Annotated in this window: 12 protein-coding genes; 3 read left to right on the top strand and 9 right to left on the bottom strand. The window is 41.5% G+C overall.

Translation table 11 applies throughout. The features are described 5' to 3' along the window. Positions 1-139: 139 nt before the first annotated feature. On the bottom strand, positions 140-418 hold the full coding sequence (locus AC3EBE_RS18625; protein ID WP_488596532.1) for a hypothetical protein: 279 nt from the start codon (positions 416-418) through the stop codon (positions 140-142). 252 nt (positions 419-670) lie between these two features. Beyond that, positions 671-1,354 carry a Na-translocating system protein MpsC family protein gene (locus tag AC3EBE_RS18630; RefSeq protein ID WP_488596533.1) on the bottom strand — a complete coding sequence of 228 codons (684 nt, stop codon included), beginning with the start codon at positions 1,352-1,354 and terminating at the stop codon, positions 671-673. A 151-nt stretch (positions 1,355-1,505) separates the two neighbouring features. On the opposite strand from AC3EBE_RS18630, the gene AC3EBE_RS18635 reads away from it, so the two are divergent. Further along, complete coding sequence (locus tag AC3EBE_RS18635; RefSeq protein ID WP_488596534.1) at positions 1,506-1,631, top strand: hypothetical protein; 126 nt, start codon at positions 1,506-1,508, stop codon at positions 1,629-1,631. Positions 1,632-1,649: 18 nt separating this feature from the next. Here AC3EBE_RS18635 and AC3EBE_RS18640 read toward each other — a convergent pair whose 3' ends face one another. The 5 genes from AC3EBE_RS18640 to AC3EBE_RS18660 all read right to left on the bottom strand — a co-directional run bounded on the left by AC3EBE_RS18640 (position 1,650) and on the right by AC3EBE_RS18660 (position 4,715). Further along, entirely contained in the window at positions 1,650-2,402 is a 753-nt protein-coding gene (locus AC3EBE_RS18640; protein WP_488596535.1) for an MBL fold metallo-hydrolase, read from the bottom strand. A 239-nt stretch (positions 2,403-2,641) separates the two neighbouring features. Continuing rightward, positions 2,642-3,268: a metal-dependent hydrolase gene (locus AC3EBE_RS18645; protein WP_488596536.1), complete on the bottom strand. Its 627-nt coding sequence runs from the start codon at positions 3,266-3,268 to the stop codon at positions 2,642-2,644. 93 nt (positions 3,269-3,361) lie between these two features. Continuing rightward, positions 3,362-3,682, bottom strand: coding sequence for an MGMT family protein (locus tag AC3EBE_RS18650; protein WP_488596537.1), 321 nt, complete (start codon positions 3,680-3,682; stop codon positions 3,362-3,364). Between the two features lie 54 nt (positions 3,683-3,736). After that, positions 3,737-4,363, bottom strand: a complete 627-nt coding sequence (locus AC3EBE_RS18655; protein ID WP_488596538.1) for a CBO0543 family protein — start codon at positions 4,361-4,363, stop codon at positions 3,737-3,739. Positions 4,364-4,433: 70 nt separating this feature from the next. Beyond that, positions 4,434-4,715, bottom strand: coding sequence for a hypothetical protein (locus AC3EBE_RS18660; protein ID WP_488596539.1), 282 nt, complete (start codon positions 4,713-4,715; stop codon positions 4,434-4,436). A gap of 285 nt (positions 4,716-5,000) precedes the next feature. On the opposite strand from AC3EBE_RS18660, the gene AC3EBE_RS18665 reads away from it, so the two are divergent. Together AC3EBE_RS18665 and AC3EBE_RS18670 are read left to right on the top strand one after the other, a co-directional pair. Beyond that, on the top strand, positions 5,001-5,462 hold the full coding sequence (locus AC3EBE_RS18665) for a hypothetical protein (RefSeq protein ID WP_488596540.1): 462 nt from the start codon (positions 5,001-5,003) through the stop codon (positions 5,460-5,462). A 35-nt stretch (positions 5,463-5,497) separates the two neighbouring features. Beyond that, on the top strand, positions 5,498-5,776 hold the full coding sequence (locus AC3EBE_RS18670) for a hypothetical protein (protein ID WP_488596541.1): 279 nt from the start codon (positions 5,498-5,500) through the stop codon (positions 5,774-5,776). 27 nt (positions 5,777-5,803) lie between these two features. Here the strand turns inward: AC3EBE_RS18670 and ppc are convergent, their stop codons facing one another. After that, the gene (gene ppc, locus AC3EBE_RS18675; RefSeq protein ID WP_488596542.1) at positions 5,804-8,566 is read right to left on the bottom strand and encodes a phosphoenolpyruvate carboxylase; all 2,763 of its coding nucleotides are present in this window, start codon (positions 8,564-8,566) and stop codon (positions 5,804-5,806) included. A gap of 240 nt (positions 8,567-8,806) precedes the next feature. After that, on the bottom strand, positions 8,807-17,938 hold the full coding sequence (locus AC3EBE_RS18680) for a carboxypeptidase regulatory-like domain-containing protein (protein WP_488596543.1): 9,132 nt from the start codon (positions 17,936-17,938) through the stop codon (positions 8,807-8,809). Positions 17,939-18,046: the final 108 nt, after the last annotated feature.

Here is an 18,046-nt window from a genome sequence, read left to right on the forward strand (position 1 = left end):
TTAATGGCCGTAAACTTAAGGAAATATGCGCAAAGAGGATAAACTCTGAATCGCATACCTCGCAATAAAATAGAAAAAAAGTGAAATCGCATCGACGATTTCACTTTTTTCTATTTCAGAAGCTATTTGTCCCAGCCTCTTATTTTAGCGTAATTGAATGCCTAGTATAATAATTACCGTATCTATAATAAAACTCAATTTCAGCCTCTTGGCTTTCAATTGTGAATGTATATATCGTTGTTACTGGTTCGCAATGCTTAGTATAGGTTATTCCCATATTTGCAGCGTATTCTTCCAGGAATTCCTCTAATTCTTTTTTCTTGATTGTATTAGGCTGCTGCAAGTCCGAGTTGACCAGTTGTTTTTCTTTTAAAAATTGCTCGATGCAATTGATTAATTCTGTTTTGTTAGTAGTCATTATATAGAAGTATCATCCCTTTGCTTGTTTTTTAATCTAAAATATCCCATTAAAAAAAGTCAGAAAAGGAGTATCTTTCTATACCCTTTTCTGACTTATGTCCGGTTCCATGCCCATTCATCGCGATCAGAATTTATAATTATGAAGTTTATAGGTCAAATTTAAGTTAAGTAAGATTAATAGTATAATCATTACCCTGAAGAGTATCTTACCATCTGAGTAGCATTTATGCAAGCTTTTATGGGGAAATAATTATGGTTTAAGGATGAATGCAGTATAGCTTTTATCCTTCTCAAAGTTCCAATCTACAAAAGCGTCAGTTATGCGTGCTGATAATAACTTTTCAAAGTTCTTTTTATGCTCGCTCATTAATCTCTTCTCAAGATTCCTTTTGGCGATTTTCAATGTCTCCGAAAATCCAAGATCGATGAGCTCCTTTTCGATACTGACAAGGATTCCCTCCCTAATAATCAGGAGTGTCCTTTCATTGAGCAATTTAGAGGACGTTTTTTCCGGGGCCTTCTCAGCTTCAATGCTCAGATCGACAATTTCCTGATGGATAAATTCTCTATTCATATAAGGCTGAAAATTGAAATCCTGTTTATTTTCCAGGATAATCAGGAACATACCAGTTTTACCATCAAGATTCCAGTCGTAATAAAATTCCCTTACTTTTTCCTGTGTATTTGCTTCTATGTAGTTTTTAATTTTATCTTCCAATGTTTCCATCATTAAGTCCCTTGTTTTTTGAACGTAGACACTCTGCCGATTGCTTATGAGGGATTTTTCCATAGGTGATAAGAAATTGGTAATATAAACTGTGACAAATGGACTTGTGAAGGTACAAAAAACGTTGCCAGGCCCTCTCCCGAAATTTTCCCGCAACAGACTTCCGATATAGCCACTGATTTCTTTCTCTAACAGCATCAATTCCATAAAATACCTCGCTATACAATATACTCCTCATTATTTTCCCTTTTTACTATAGAGTAAAACTTATGACTCTTATATACAGTTTGGATTTTCCCGATATTTTATGTAGGTAAATTATTTGTGGATTACTTTTTGCCTTGAGGAAAAGCTATACATGGCAGAAGAATATCGATTTGATGTTTTGAGTGTGAAGATGAAACGAAAAAGCCTGCAAGAAGAGGTCCGGATTTTGGACCAATATTACAAGCAAGCCATTTCCGTTCTTGCTAACAATAGATAAGCGCAGGTTAAGAATGCTCTAATCCGCCATGGAAATTACTGCTTCCATGCCGGAATTAACCAGCTTTGTTAATTGCTCATTTGTTTTTTCAGTTGCCAGACCGCCGTGATAGCAAATTACATTCTCGATTTCATAATCAAGATACTTGCGCAGTGATTTTACTGCAAGTTCAATATCAGGTGTAACATGGGCAATCGGCCCTTTAAGCGCTCCTTCCATACAGAACATCGAATCTCCAGCAATCAGAGTCTTGCTGTTTTTGTGGTACAGGCTTATATGTCCAGGTGTATGTCCTGGAGTATGGATGACTTGAATCCCTCCACATACAGGTAATTCTTCTCCGTCTGTCAAAGCTCTGGTTATGATCGCTTTAGGCGGATTCGAGTAAATTTCCTTCATAGGCTCTGGAAGAGCTTCCCACTCTTCTTCAGGCATTTTGGATGGGTCTGTTTTCATTAATGGCTTAATACCCTCAATGAAAGGCTGGTCTAGCTCATGAGCGAATACTTCTATTTCTAATTCATTTACGAGTGCTTCAATATTGCCGATGTGATCAATGTCCTGATGGGTTAAAACCACAGCTATAAGATGTTTTAAAGGAACGCCCGCCCGAGCCATTTCAGTTTTGATCAAATCTATTTGACCTGGGAGTCCGGTATCAACCAGGATGGCAGAGTTCTCATCCCAAATCAAGGTGGGATTGAAGACTCCATCATGACCAAAGGCCTTCAAACTCAAATTAAGCATCTCGATCCCAGTTCCTATTCTCACACTGTTTCCCCCTTTTCATTTGTCAGACCAAAATAATTCTATATGGAAATCAAATTTCCTTTATTTTTTGTAAAAAAACCTGCATTTCGGTACATGGCTTTGTTTGATGCAAATGGGCACTAGCAGGAGGAGAGTACTTCTTTGAAAGTCTTGTTGCAAATCACGTTGAAAGCTTCATTAGAGCCAGACTAAAAAGAAAAGGCCCCCCCAAGGAGCCCTTCCATAACACTTATCAATCCTTAAAATTCTTTGGATGAGAATGGCAGAAAAAATTTAACCCCTCGCTTATTGAAGGGAAGTATTTTCATGTCTGCGATCAAATGGCTGATGTAGGCAGTAATGCATGCTGCATATACCCCGTCTACACCAACAGAAGACTGGAATCTCACGGCAATTATACTGAAAAATAGCACTCCAATTATAGAGTGTGTGTAACTGCGATGAGAGATAAATGATGCAATGATAATGAAAATCCCCATTAATATCAGCCAGCTCTCCTGTAAGGACATTCCTACGGCGAGAACGCCTATGCCTGTTACAGTCAGCATTCTCCTCTGGGTTAAAAAAGAAGAAATGATAATCATTACTGCACCTATTCCCATCCCTAACCACTTTTCTGAACTGTCGCCTCCGAAAAAGCTGTAAATAACCATTAGCATCCCGATCAGCTGTGCTGCGGGGCGGATCAGTTTATATGAGAGTGTGATCTTGTTGCTTAGCTTTCCGTCTACATCTATATCAGGAAGCAGTCCGGAAATCCCTCCTGCAGCCACAAGCAGGATTGTCGAAGAAACGTCACTTTGCATGCTGTTTGCAATGATAAATCCGGCTGTAGTACCTAAAACTGTATGTATAGTCCCATTCAAGCAATCCACCTGTTCTTTCCTTTTAAAATACTAAATTATTATATTCTAATAGATTGCTAGTTCCAATCCTCTAAAAGGCTTATCTTAGTTCAATCAAATAAAATCCTCTTCATCTGTGAAAATGTATTTCTCGAGAGAAACTGCATTTGTGTTCATAAAATCTAGACCCTCCGCTTCGAGCAATGTCTTTTGGGTCAGAAACATATCCTCATCCTTGAACCCAATTTCTCCTTTTGAATTGATGACTCGATGCCAGGGCAGATTATATTTTTCAGACATGGAGTGTAGAATTCGAACTACCTGTCTCGCTGCACGGGGGCTGCCGGCTGCTCTGGCTACTTGCCCGTAAGTCATAACCCTGCCTGCTGGGATACCTTCAATGATTCTGATCACTCTTTCGGTAAAAACCGTCATAAAATCATCTCCATTCTTTACAAAAATAATACAAAATGCCTGGCCAGTTAAGATTCAATGCTGGCCAGGCATTTTTGCTCGTTTTTCAAACGATTTGAATTTGTATATGATTCCCCAGCATATCAATCCCAAAAGCCAATAAATCGGAAAGGAGTAGATATGTTTCCATGTCAGCTCCATATAGATATCCAGCCATACCATACCAGGCTCAGCAATAAAAGCAAGGAATAATGAGAGTAAACCAGTAGCAATAAAGAACTTTTTGAATGAATAGCTGAACCTCTGATAAACAAGCATGAAAGGAATGATGACCACTCCAACATCATAAGGATACAATTGAGGATTAATGTATGGGGTCAATCGGACAGGATAAGTCCAAACCATAGCATTGCTCCCAATGGAATCCAAAAAGATGGCTGAGACACCGTAAAATAAACCAAAAGCGGTATTTTCAATTAGTTTCTTTTTATCTACGGCAATCCACCAAATAATTGCAGGGATGATTGAAAGGCTGACTAAAAACCACCATCTCGCTTTCAAAAAATTATTTTCACGCCAGTAGCTTCTTAAAACGTCATGATAATGGCTTTCTGCTGTCATTAGTTCTTCAAGTGAGATGGAATATAAGACTTGCAAATGGTTTAAGTTTTGGCTGAAAGCTTCCAATGCCCAGATAAGCATGAAATCACACCCTTTGTATATAGAGTGCGATATATTTGCACAGATTATGTAAAAATGCAGGAATGTAGCTTTATGTTTGGTTTTTCAGGTCATTGTAAATTTTCATCAAAATTACTGGCTGATGACTTGTTCTGTAGGAAAAAACACCTCTGGTTGTATGTAAATACAAAAGTCCATTATTATTTGAAAAGCTGCGGAACGATATATCCAGCACATCCTCAATTAGAAAGCGATCCGAAGCCGTTGTAATGCGATCAGAATAAATTCGCATTAATTCTTCTTTTTCTTCAAAAATTTGTTCATTATCCCTAATCTGGCGCTTTACAGTCAAGTAAAAATGGGAGCCAAGCAAAAAAAACTCCTCCTTCCTCCATTTTCTGCCGCACTATGATTTTAATCATGTGTATTGCACATCGCCATATATTTAAAAATGAATCATTTTTAAATAGTTAATAGCTACCCTGTTCAATTTGCGCTGAATTTACACTTTTATTGCTCTTTTCGTCATCTTAATGAATTTAGTCATGAAAGTAAACCTTTTACATTGGCTTGTTTCGTAATTTAGTAACGATGTTATAAAACTTGAGCGGCAGTGCCAAAATGTTTAACAGTCCTAACTAATGAAGGGGGATTATCAGTGAAGTGCATCGGTGAATTGCTCGATAGCAAAAAATATGGAGTATCAGGGAAAATTGCCGTTGTAGAAAATAAGGATGCAGTCATGAAGGTTTTTGGATTGAAGAACGACCATTGGCTAAAAGTGTGGAACATCGATTCACGAATACTGACCCTTTTTTATAAAGCTTTTGAAGAGGAGTACGACTGGTTTGTTGTTGTCTACAGTTACGAGGATTTCTGTGCAGATCCAGAAATTAAAGAGGCGATTATCTGGCATGAAATCGGGCACATTGAATTCCCTGTCTACGAGAACCAGTTATGCATTGACAACGAAATCAATTGTGACCAACTTGCGATCAGAAAAGGTCATAAAGAAGGAATGCGCAGGGTACTAGAGCTGACTTTAAAAATGGCACAATCCCTAAACCATGAACTCTTAAAAAAAATGACAACAGAACGCCATTTGAAACTGCTTGGATAAAAGGCAGTCACTATGCCAGCAGGAAGATTTTTGCTATGGAACATCTGTTGGAGCAGGATTCGGACAATTTTACAGTGGTAGCCGTTGAATCTGTCCAAATGATAGATGGATTTGGACAGTTACCCATAGTCAGCTATCAACTTCTTCTGAATAGAATAATGATTCATACAGTTTTCCACAACCAACCACAAATGCTGCCTGAATGGATCCCTCACTCATTCAGCTATCCATTCACAACCTATTTAACCACCAGCTTGCTCAGCCAACCAATGGATTACCAATCTTTACCTGTAAAAAACACCAGCCAGTATTGAAAACTGGCTGGTGTTTTTCAAAAAATATCATCCCGTATTCCTTAACCCAGCAGCCACGCCGCTGATTGTTAATAGTACTTGTGTAAGCAGCTCTTCATCAGGCTCTTCCTCACTGCGCAGTTCCTTGATCAGCTCCACCTGTAAGAAGTTCAGTGGATCAACATAAGGGTTGCGGCGATGGACTGAATCTTTGATGTTTGGAGTATGGTCAAGCAGCTCCTGATCATCTGAAATCTTCAGCAATATATTTTTCGTTCTTTCGTATTCTTCCAAAATATTTCCGAAAATGCGGTCTGCAATTGCTTTATCCTCCACCAAGGAAGAATACTCTTTTGCAGTTGGGATATCTGCTTTCATCAAAGCCATTTGCAGGTTATCTACTGTACTGCGGAAAAATGGCCATTCCTGATACATTTCTTGCAGGAGTTGAAGGTTTTCCGGGTGCTTTGCAGCAAAGCTTTCTAGCCCAGTTCCCGCGGCGTACCATGCCGGGAATAGCTGTCTGCTTTGCGTCCAGGCAAATACCCATGGAATTGCACGAAGGTTCTCGAATTTGCTGCTGTTTTTGCGGCTCATTGGTCTTGAACCGATATTAAGCTCTGCTAATTCCTTCAACGGTGTGGCCTGATTGAAATAAGTAAGGAAATCAGGGTCTTCAAACACAAGGGATTGATACTTTTTCAGCGATACCGCCGAGATTTCTTCAAGTGCCTCGACCCATTTCATATCTCGCAGATGCCCTTGTTCCGATTCAAGAAGAACATTCGCAGCTGCCTTCATCATAGTCGACGTAGCCTGTTCAAGACTTCTATAGGCAATATCCTTCAATAAATATCTGGATGAAAGTACTTCGCCTTGCTCGGTTATCTTCACTCCCTGTCCGAGGGTCTCCACTGGCTGGGAAAGCAGGCTCCGGTGCAATGGTCCGCCCCCGCGGCCCAGAGAACCGCCTCTACCATGGAAGAACTTCAGCTGGATGTTGTATTTGCTGGCCATTTCATTGATTTCTAGCTGGGCCTTATAGAGCTTCCAGTTAGCCGTTAACGTTCCGCCATCCTTGCTTCCGTCTGAATATCCAAGCATGATTTCCTGCTGGTTATTCATCTGGGTCAAGTGAGAACTGTAAACTGGCAAGTTGAATAGTGTTTCCATTATTTTAGGGCCTGCTGTAAGATCATCGATGGTTTCCAGCAATGGAGCAACATTCAAGTCAGTCTCAACTGTTCCATCAGCATGGAGCCTGTATATGCCGGCTTCTTTTGCCAGTACAAGTACTTCCAGCAGATCGGATGCAGATTGAGTCATGCTGACAAGGTAGACAGTTATCGACCTTTTGCCAAATTCCTTATGTGCTCTCTTAATCATTTGGAACACCTGGATCATTTCCTGTGTTTCTTTAGAATAATCCTCGTGCAAGAGAAGGAGCGGACGGGGGTCAGCCAATATTTTAGCCAATAATGCCTGCTTTTCATCCTCAGATAAAGATGGGTAATCCTCGGTCACTCCTACCTTCCTTAGGATTTCGGAAATCGCTGCTTCATGCTCGCCGCTATGGTTCCGAATATCAAGAGTAGCAAGATGGAAACCAAATAGCTGGACCTGGCGAATAAGCTTTTGCAAGGTTTTGAGCTCGTGATGGACCGGATGGTGCAGATAGATGCTCCGTTTGATCATCAACAGATCTTCGAGCAACTCATCAGAGGATGCATAGCCACGATCTGATTTGCCTGCCTCCTTCAGTCTCTGGATTATAATTGCAAATTTACGGCGGTAAACTTCTGATTCAACTGTCCACTTTTGGTCATCGTTAAGATACTTCTCTTCATCCTGGAGAACGGATGCCAAAAGCTCCTCACTAACGGCTGCTCTTGTGGTAGAATGACTGAATCGCTTCATCAGGTCTACAAGGACATCCTTATATTTTTTCAGGACAAGGCGTCTATGTCTTTGCAGCGTTTCCCAGGTAACTTCGGGAGTCACATTAGGATTGCCGTCCCTGTCTCCGCCAATCCAGGATCCGAAACGGAGGAAGTGCGGAACGTCCCATTCATGGTCTGAAAAATGGTTTCTTAAACTAGATTCAACCTCCTGGTGGATTTCAGGAAGTACATCAAAAAGAGTTTTGTCAAAATAATAAAGGCCGTTTCTTACTTCATCGATTACAGTAGGCTTCCGATCCCTGAGTTCATCGGTTTGCCATAGAACCGAAACCTCATTGAACAAGCTTTCTTCAATCTTGGTCCGCTCTTTTTTTGAAAGAAGCGGATTATCCATGCTTTTCAGGATATCAGCAATTCGTTTCTGGATTTCCAGGATAGAACGCTTGGTAGCTTCTGTCGGATGGGCAGTAATAATCAATTCCAATGAAATGGTATTAAGAACGTTCTGGATGATGTCTGAGGTTATTTGGTTGTCTTTCAGTGAATGGATTGCAGCATCTATAGATCCCGGCTGCGTGCTGAACTCTGAGTTCAATAGATAATCACGGCGGCGGCGGATTCGATGGTTTTGTTCTGCTGCATTGATTAAATGGAAGTATACAGAAAAAGCCCGGATGATATTCTTGCGCATTGGCACTGATAAGTTTGCAATTTCTGTTTTTAAGGCTGGATAAGTTTCAAGATCATTCTCATTTCTTATTGACTTGCACATAGCCCTGATTTTTTCTACTTTCTCGAATAACTCTACTCCGCCATGGTATACAAGGATATCACCGAGGATGTTCCCCAGCATTTTTACATCGCGGCGCAGAGGCAAACTGCTATCATTTATTTCGATTCCTGATGTCATTATGTCACCTTCCTAAAACTTGCGAGAATATTTTAAATATTAATATAACATAGTGGAGCATTGTTTGTGAAATGATAAGCAAATAATTAATCACTATAGCTTTATAAAATTTACCCCTATCTTATTAAACCTAATCACTTATCCATTTAGATACCATGTCAAATTTTATACATTCAGAAGCATGCAAGAAAGAAAGGCCTCCCATTTTGGGAAGCCTCCAATACTAATTTCTTTATCCTGTTAACTTGCTTTGTCTTTTTTTAGTGGTTTGCCGGTCACGATCAATTTTAACAACTGCTTTGATTTTGTTTTACCGGCAAAGTTTTCTGTTTCAGCAATCAAATTATGGTTCCCATTTGCTAAATCAAGCTCAATTGAGAATGTCCCCTCTCTGGATGCCTTTACAGTTCCAAGCATAATCAACTCATTTCCATGCTGCTCATAAACGTTTACCGTTGTACTCTGTTCTGCTTTACCAGTCAAAACAGCTGGTTCATTTTTAACCATCACTTCGGTCTGATCCCATTTGGGTTCGGATGGGGATTGCTGTTCTGCATCCATCGCCCAGTGCAAAGCGTTAACAAATAGCTGTTTGCCTTCCTCAGTCCAGCCGTAGTCGGGTCCTATCATATTGTTCACGGCGAAAGAAGACATTAACAGATGCACATGTTCCTTGCTTCTAAATTCGTATGCAATGGAATCACCTTTGTTTTCAGCGTCAACAAATAAGCTGGCGGCGGAAATTCCTGAGTAATTCTTGAAAGTAGCATATGGGCTTTTCTTCGAGTGAATTCTGATCAAGCCATTTTCATCCGTTTCAATTCCTGCAAACATCGGGTGTTCATCATTAGGCTTTATATAAATCGCTCCTTCATTGTAGCCTTGATGATCCAAATCAGGATTTCCCAATACATCTTTAAGTGACTGAATTGAACCATCATTTACTCCCCATGTCCCAGTGAAAACCAGACTGACTTTATGCTCATCACTCTCGGCAATTAATTGCTCGATCTGTTCTTTTGTGCCTTTGCTTGAATTTACAAGAATAAGTTTGTAATTGCCGAGATTTCCAAGGATATCCCAATTTCTTTGTTCCGCAAAAATTTCATGATTGTTCATCAGGTCTGTCAGAGATTCATCCACATCGCCAATGATGGCTGCTTCGTATCTGTTCATTTGCAGATTCAATTCTTGACCTTCATTACCAATCTCCACATCTAGTGTCTGTGATAGATATCCCTCAGCGGTAATCGTTAAGGTATAGCTGCCTGGAAGCAGATTTTCGAAAATGAAAGTCCCATTTTCCGTACTGACAGCCTCCATCTTAAAGTCAGGTTCATCAGTTGGAATGAGGCTCAATGCTGCTCCTGAAACTGGCACATTTCCTTGTTTGCCTGAAATCCGTCCTTTCAGGTCTGTACCTTGGATTGCTTCCAAAGTAAAGTCAATCACCGCACTGTTACCTAAATCGGCGACTGTAGCTGATTGTACCTGTTCAGCAAATCCTCTGGCCTTAACCTTAACCTGATACTCACCAACTCCTATGCCAATTCTATACTGACCTGATGCGTTGGTCGCGGTCTTCAAGCTCGTTCCCTCAATGGATACAAGTGCGCCAGCAACAGGTTTACCTTGTGTATCCGTCACAGATCCTTTTATTTCACCCTGGCTGGCAGTTAATGCATAATCAATGGCGTTCAGATAGATGGTTTTTGTATTTTCGGTCCATCTGTCATTCGGATTTCCATAAGAACCGATATGCATGCTTCCAAGAAGGATATGGACACTGTTTGACGAGCTGAACTTATATCCAATTGCAGTTCCCAGATCTCCCTTTTCAGGATTAACAAGGTTTCCAATTGTTGTGCCGCTGTAGTTTTGGTACAAGGAGTATTGAACGCTTCCCTTTGGATTAACCAGCAGAGGCACTGCATCTCCTTTATTGAATCCACGGAAAATAGGGTGGTTCTCATCGACCCTGATGTTGATTTCTTTATTGACATAGCCATAAGGATAAGATTCTGGGTCTCCGAACACTTTATTTAAGGTACTGATTGAACCAAACCCATACTGCGATGTGAAAATCATGCTTACTTCATTTTCATTCGCTTTTTCCACCATGGCCTTGAATCTCTCATTTGTCATCGATCCTGAAATGTCATTAACAATGATCAGCTTATAATCAGGTATTTGGTCGATTAAAGCCTCAAATTCCCCATAAGGATAGAAGTCTGGGTCATAACCATTCGCTTGAAGAAAAGGAACAATCCGGTCCTTGTTGTACGTATTAGCCAGGACAGCAATCTTATCCGAGACGACAAGTGAGACATCTAGTTTTGTCTCCTGGCCTGAAGTAATTTCAGTGCTCAAGTAAGTCGGTGTATACCCTTCTGCGAGTATTTTAATATCGTACATTCCATCCGGAAGAGTAATCTGATAGTTCCCTTCTTCATCAGACTTTGCAATTACAGGAGTTCCAATCACCTCTATACTTGCGTTTGGTATTGGATCCTTCGTTGCTGCATCTTTAATGGAGCCAGTCAGCATTCCGGAATTAACGGATTCAATAGGGTATGGCTCTTTTAATCTTTCGACATTTTTAATGGTCACGTTAAAATCCTTTGCCTGATGGCCAAAGGAATCAACTGTTAGAGTGTACGTACCTTCCTCCAGCGCTGCAAAAAACATTCCGTTTTCATCTGTTTTGTATACTTTGCCAGTTTCCTTAACTGTGACCTCAGCTGCTACAGGGCCATTTTCATTTTTTACAGATCCATACAATTCACCCACAAGAGCCTGTTTATCGGCTAAAGCCCACGAAAGCGCATTATTTAGAAGCTGTTCCCTGGCCGGGTCGAATGAATCACCAGGTTTGAATACATGACTGATGGTCATATTAGCCAAAAGTATTTCCACTGAATCTGTAGTACGTCCCTTATAAGCTACCATGCTGCCTTTTTCCCCAGTGCTATTATGTGAAAAGTCAACGATTGTTTTACCAGAATATCCTTCGAACCCATAGTAATACCCGGACTTTCCAGGAATCTGGATGACATCCCCTTTTTTGAATCCGGCAGTCAGCGGGTGCTCGCCAAGGATTGTGCCTTCTGCTCCAGGACTGCTGTTGTCCTCGAATAGCGTAGTCGGGTCATTCAGATATTCCTGCAGATAACGAATCGATCCTCTTCCTCCTGCTTGTCCAGTCCAAATTACTGAAAGGCGCTGGTCGTCCAGTGCTTTCTGGAATGCGAGGAACTCTGCCTTTGTAGGAACAAGGCTTGGAGCATAATCAGAATTGGCAAAGACAACATCAACTTCAGCAAGCTTATCCAAATCCTTATAATCCAAGCTGATAACCTTATAGCCTCTTTCTTCAAGGTATTGCTTGAAGGTTATCCCGGAAGCTGTCAGGTCAACGATGAGGCCGATTGTTGGCGTTGGAAGCAACTTGACATCCAGAACAGCATTTTCATTATCCGATATTGTTACTTCTGTATCATTACGGACATAGCCTTCTTTTTCAATCCTTACTGTATATTTTCCGGGTTCAATATCATTAAGACTAAATTGTCCCTGCAAACTAGTAACTGCAGCCCTAGGAGTACCAAGAAGTGTTATTTTGGCTCCTGCAATGGCATTCCCGTCTTTTACATTTTCTACTGTCCCTGATATCGTGCCAGCATCGGCGGCTACTTCCATCTTAATTGCCTGTGGTTCGCCATCTTCAGTGGCATTTACTTTTACAATCTTAGTGGAATAACCGAATGCGCTAACTTCTAACTCATAATCACCTTCCAGCAAAGCGATTGAGAAGCTTCCATCTTCACTGTTCGACTCAGTTGTGAAGGGTTGTCCTTTTACCTTCACTTTCGCTAATAAAGGTTTTCCGTCCTTATCCAGAACGTTTCCGCTGATGACAGGGAATTTGACATCTGCCGCCCAGAGTAGAGAATTGATCAGCATCTGTTTAGCATCGTCTGTATAATCCTTTGCGCCATGATAATAGGTAAATCCATGACCACTAAGAAGAAGTTCAACACTGCTGCCTGTTCTTGGTTTATAGGCAATCCCCAGTCCATGAGAATTTTCAGAGTCCTCGTGTTTTATCTCGGCCAAGGGATACCCGCTGTACTCTTTAAAGTATCCGACATAGCTTGCGGCCGGAGTCAGGAGTTCAATCAGGTCACCAGTTTTTGCATTGCCGAAAATCGGATGTTCCTCCAATATTTTATATTGTGCAGCACTTGTTTTTCTTATCGTGTTGCGCTCTTTAGGGTCCTGCCGGTGTTTCACTAGCTGGTTAATCCCCGAGCCGCTCCAGATTGCATCACCAAAAATCAGGCTTGTTTCCGATTGGTCGGCAGCCTTCATCATTTCATCAAACACAGCTTTTGTGAATGAAGAGCTAGGCTCATTGAAGAACACTACATCGAACTCATTCATTCTTTCCGCCAAATCGGCCGGCTGTACATCTACTGCTGTGATACCTGCTTCAGACAGCAGTGACTTGAAGTTCTTGTCAAAGGCATAATAATCCCCTACCACCCCTACTGCAGGCATTGTATGAAGCTGGATGTCTATTTCCCCGTTATGGCGTGCTACATCTATTTTTTGTGTTTGTGAGATATAGCCATCTTTTTTGAATGAGAAATAATAAACTTCTTCTGCCAGTCCTGATATTTCATATCTTCCATTTTGTCCTGTTTTAACTTCAGAAACAATTTCTCCATTTTCGTTTTTAACTTCTATGTTTACATCATGAAGTTCCATTCCAGTAACTGCATCGCTGACTGCCCCGCTAATGCTGCCTTTTTGTGATTCACCAAGTGAGATTGCTACCTCAACTGGTTTTCCATTCAGGATTGTCACCGTTTCTGTTTTTACGCCGAGTCCTTTTGAACGAATCTCGAGATTGAAGGTGCCTTCGTCATGGAAAATCGTAAATTCCCCTTCTTTGGTGCTGGTCGTTTTTACACCGGTTTCAAGAACCTCTATGCTCGCCTCTATCGGCTCTCCGAATGAATTGACAATTTTTCCGGAGACTTTCCCAAATTTTGCACTGTATAGATACTCGATGCTGTTTAAAAGGATTTGCTGCTGTCCTCGAAGCCAGGACTTAGATGATTCCCAAGGAACTGTTGCATGACTTGAAAGCAATAAATGTGCACTGTTTTCTGAAACAGCATTGTATGCTACTCCGGTTCCGACAAAACCAAGCTCGGTATTGCCGATTTTTGCAACCGTCCTTCCTGAATACTGGTTGAACCAGGCAAAATCCGCATTGTTTTCTAACACGCTGATTCGATCGCCTGACTTGTAGCCCTTAAAAATTGGATGTTCAGCAACAACCTCAATCCGGACTTCACCGCCGTCATAATCATGGCCAAGTTCTTTCGGATCTTGCAGATAGTCAGTTAAATGATGGATGGAACCGTAGTTTTGTCCCCATTGATCTGTGAAAATAATACTTACATTGTTTTCCTTGGCCTTTTGTATCAACTCAGTAAATTGTGCTTCAGAAGGCTGGACTCCATCTGTTCCATACCCTCCGTTCAAGTAAAGGACCCTGTAGCGTCCAATGTCTTTTACTACATCCCAATCCCTTTCTTCTGCTACATAACCATTTACATTCAGCAGATTTGTGATTTCACTTTTATAATCATCAAGAACAGCGATGTCGATTGGCTGAAGTTCATAGGTGAAATCATTCTGTGAACCTGCTTTTACGGTAATGTCTAATTCGCCTTCTTTATATCCATTTAATAAAAATTTTGCGTTAAAGGTTCCTTCAGAAACGTTTTCTGCCGAAAAAATCCCCGAGCTGCTGGTAAGTCCCCTGATTGGTGTGTTATTCAGCTCAATAGACACCCCTTCAAGAGATTTGCCATTTCGTTTATCCTTTACGGTAATAGAAATTGATCCTAGAGAAGCATCCTCGAGCTTAAACTCCTGCTCCTGTACGTATCCTGATACAAATAAAGCTTTTTCACTAATTTGTTTTTTGCCGTAAAAAGACACGGAAACCGAGTATTCACCTGGTGTATGTTCCATCACAAAGGATCCGTCTTCATCTGCGGTCACAGCTTTTCCGGTTTCCTTAACTGTGACAGTACCTTTGACCGGTTTTCCGGAACCATCCTTTATCAGCCCTTTTAATACACCTGGTGAGTTGTAGCTTTGGATTCCTGTTTGGAACGGAACAATTACCTGGCCGGGCAGTATCGGTATTCCCGATGTACTGTATACAGGAAGGCTGAAGTCCTTTAGTCGTTCACCGCTGTATACATCGATGACGGCAAGATTGCCATTAGTACCGGCAAAGAATAACAAGCCATTAGCGGATATGGAGCCGCTGTTCAGTGTAGTACCGACAGACCGGTTCGTCCATATTTCACTACCTGACCTGGCATCGAATGCCCGTAATGCTGGCTGTGCGGCCGATCCGATTACCACGATATTTTCATGGACAATTGGAGAACCTGCCTGTGTATCGCCAATTCCTGCAGCTTTCCACTTCTCTTCCCCAGTCTTTGCATCTAAAGCATAAAGAGTACCTGACTCAGTATTGAAATTGGTACCTGCAAGATAAAGCATACCGTCGTTATACACTGGTTTGGAGGCTACCCCTTCATTTGTTAGTGTTTTGCTCCAAACTTCTGACCCATCTTCAATTTTTAAAGCACGGAGAGTTTGATTGTCATAGCTTCCTATAAAAAGAAGGCCTTCTCCTGAGCTGGGCCCGAAATAAGTTGGCGCATCTAAAGCGATGCTCCATTTTTTCTTTCCAGTATCTGCTTCCAGCGCTGTCAGCTTTGCGCTTTGAGTTAAATCTGATGCAACGAATAATGTTCCATCAATAAAGAGCGGGGATTCATAGACTGCCAATGAGCCGACTGGCGTTGTCCATTTAATGCTGCCCGACTTTAAATCAAGTGCATAGATCTTTCCATCCTCTCCACCTGATAGATAAACTGTATCTTTAACGATGGTCGGTGAAGATCTGTTTGAGCTGCCAATTCGGACGGCCCATTGTTCCTTGCCTGTTGCCGAATCCAGGGAAACAACATAGCCATTGTCAGTAACAAGGACTATTCTACTTTCAGCTGCTGCTGGGGTGGAAAACAGGATTTTCCCCTTTGCAGAGGCATCGTACTCCCAGCTTTTCTCCAGCGATTTTAAATCAATGCTATTTGGAGAGACAGCATTCCGATGGATATTGCCATTTGCCATTCCCCATTCCTTATTGGCAGATATGGCTGATCTATTCACCTTGATTTCAACAGAAGAATTATTTTTCAAATCTATAGCTTGCGTTGTTCCTGTTATCCCTTCACCAGAAACTTGAAGTTTATAAGCTCCTTCTGGTAGATTTTTAATTTCGAAGCTTCCATTTTTGTCAGTGCGAATCGGTTCCAGTGGAGTTCCTTCTACTCTGATGTAAGCATAAGCAACCGCAGCACCTGTTTGATCAATCAGCTTTCCTGTTACTGAAAAAGCAGGGGCATTTTCAAGTTCCCAATCTACATTTAGAACTTCACCAACCTTCAGTGTGACTGTTGTTTCTAAGGTTTTATAGCCGAAGGATTTTACCCTGATTTTATGGCTGCCTTCCCTTACTTTAAAACTGAATTGGCCCTTTTCATCGATGTGGAAGGACAACCCTTCCGAAAGAATTTCAAGTTTTCCAGCTAAGGGCTGTCCATCTTTATTGGTCAATTTCCCCTTCAATTCACCTGCAAAAGCTGTTTCGGTTACAGCTTGATATATGTTCATTATTCCGCTTCCGTATGAATCATTTGGCAGTGAACCCATATGCGGCTCTACCCTGGCAGTGTTTTTTAGCGTTTCGTTGATTTCATCAATGGAAATGTCAGGCTGAGCCTGAATCAGCAGGGCGATAGCTCCTGTTACATGTGGAGTCGCCATGGAAGTTCCACTGATGGTGTTATATTTTCCTTCATTTCTTTTTGCTGGCCATGCAGAATAGATTTTGTGGCCGGGTGCTGAAATGTCTGGCTTAATCAGTCTTTGTTCCTGGCCATTTTCATCCTTCCAGAACACTGGTCCGCGGCTTGAAAAAGAAGCAGTCTGATCATAAATATCAGTGGCGCCAACTGCGAATGCTTCCGGAAAGCTTCCAGGAGATCCTATTGTCTGTGACCCTGGTCCGTCGTTTCCTGCTGCGAAGGACGGGAAGATGCCTGCGGCTACCCAGGCTTTTACATCTTCATAGAATTCAAGATTGTAGGTATTTGCATTTCCCCAGGAGTTATTGACAACATCCGGTGCTTTTGATGGGTCCCCGCCAGGAGCCATGAACCACTGGAAAGCCTGGTGGATCGCTGATAATGTTGTTGAACCGCCATCATTGAAGATTTTCGCCGCAATCCACTCTGCTCCTGGAGCAACCCCAATCGGTTCGCCTGCTCCCCCGCCAACTGCGGTCCCGGCAACGTGTGTCCCATGGCCGTTTCCATCATTGGGAGTTTGATATTTTTGGCCGGATAAGTCAATCCAGGAATACTGATGGTTCCCGTCACGGCCGCGGTAATTTTGCTTCAAGGCTTCGTGATTTCCGTCAACACCTGTATCCATAATTCCTACAACGATTCCTTCACCCTTCAACCCATATTGTCCCCATACTTTAGTTGCAAATATTTTTTCGAGTCCCCACTGTGGAAGGCGAGGGGGAGCTTCTTCCACTGTGATTTCGGGCAGTTTTAGTGTTTCATCAAGGGCGATTTCAGCAATATCGTCACGTTTTTGTAATTCTTCAAACGCATCCTTAGTGACTGACGCTGTTAGCCCATTTATTATCCAGAGCGATTCCTTTTTCTTTGCTTTGCCCTTTCCCTGCAATGCAGATAAAGCCTGGTCAATGCCTTTTTGTGAGTTCTTTGCTTTTTCTTTAAGATGTGATTGGATAGCTTCTAGTTTTTCAGTACGGTTTTTCTTCATTTTTATTTGCGGATAAATCTTGTTGAGGTCAGGCTTATCCTTCATGCGGATGAGGACATTTACCTCTTGCTGCTTTTCAAAAGCTTTTTGAAGGACTGCCTTATGGTCAGTTGGAATTTGTTCCTCTGCTTTACCCTCTAAATCGGGGATGGCGATGCCAAGTCCTTTTAGAAGGTCAATTAATTCACCATCTTCGTTTACTGTTTCCTTTCCCTGGTCCGCTTTGTCCTCCGGTGGTTTTTCTGCTTCATATTCCTTTTCGCGCTCCTTTTCTAGTTGCAGTTCCTCTGTAAAATTATTCCGTTTTCCTTCCGCAGCAAAAGCCATCTGAGGTGCGGCCGATGAAATCACGATCAGCCAGGCCAGCATAATTGCGAAAAATTTTCTTACAGCTTTCCTCTTTTTCCACTTCAAAATCTTACACCCCCTAGATTTATGTACAACCAATGTATACTGCAAAATAATGTAAAAACCTTTATAGTTTATTGAATATTTATACTATTCAGATAAAAATAAGCCTTT

The organism is Mesobacillus sp. (assembly GCF_057785455.1).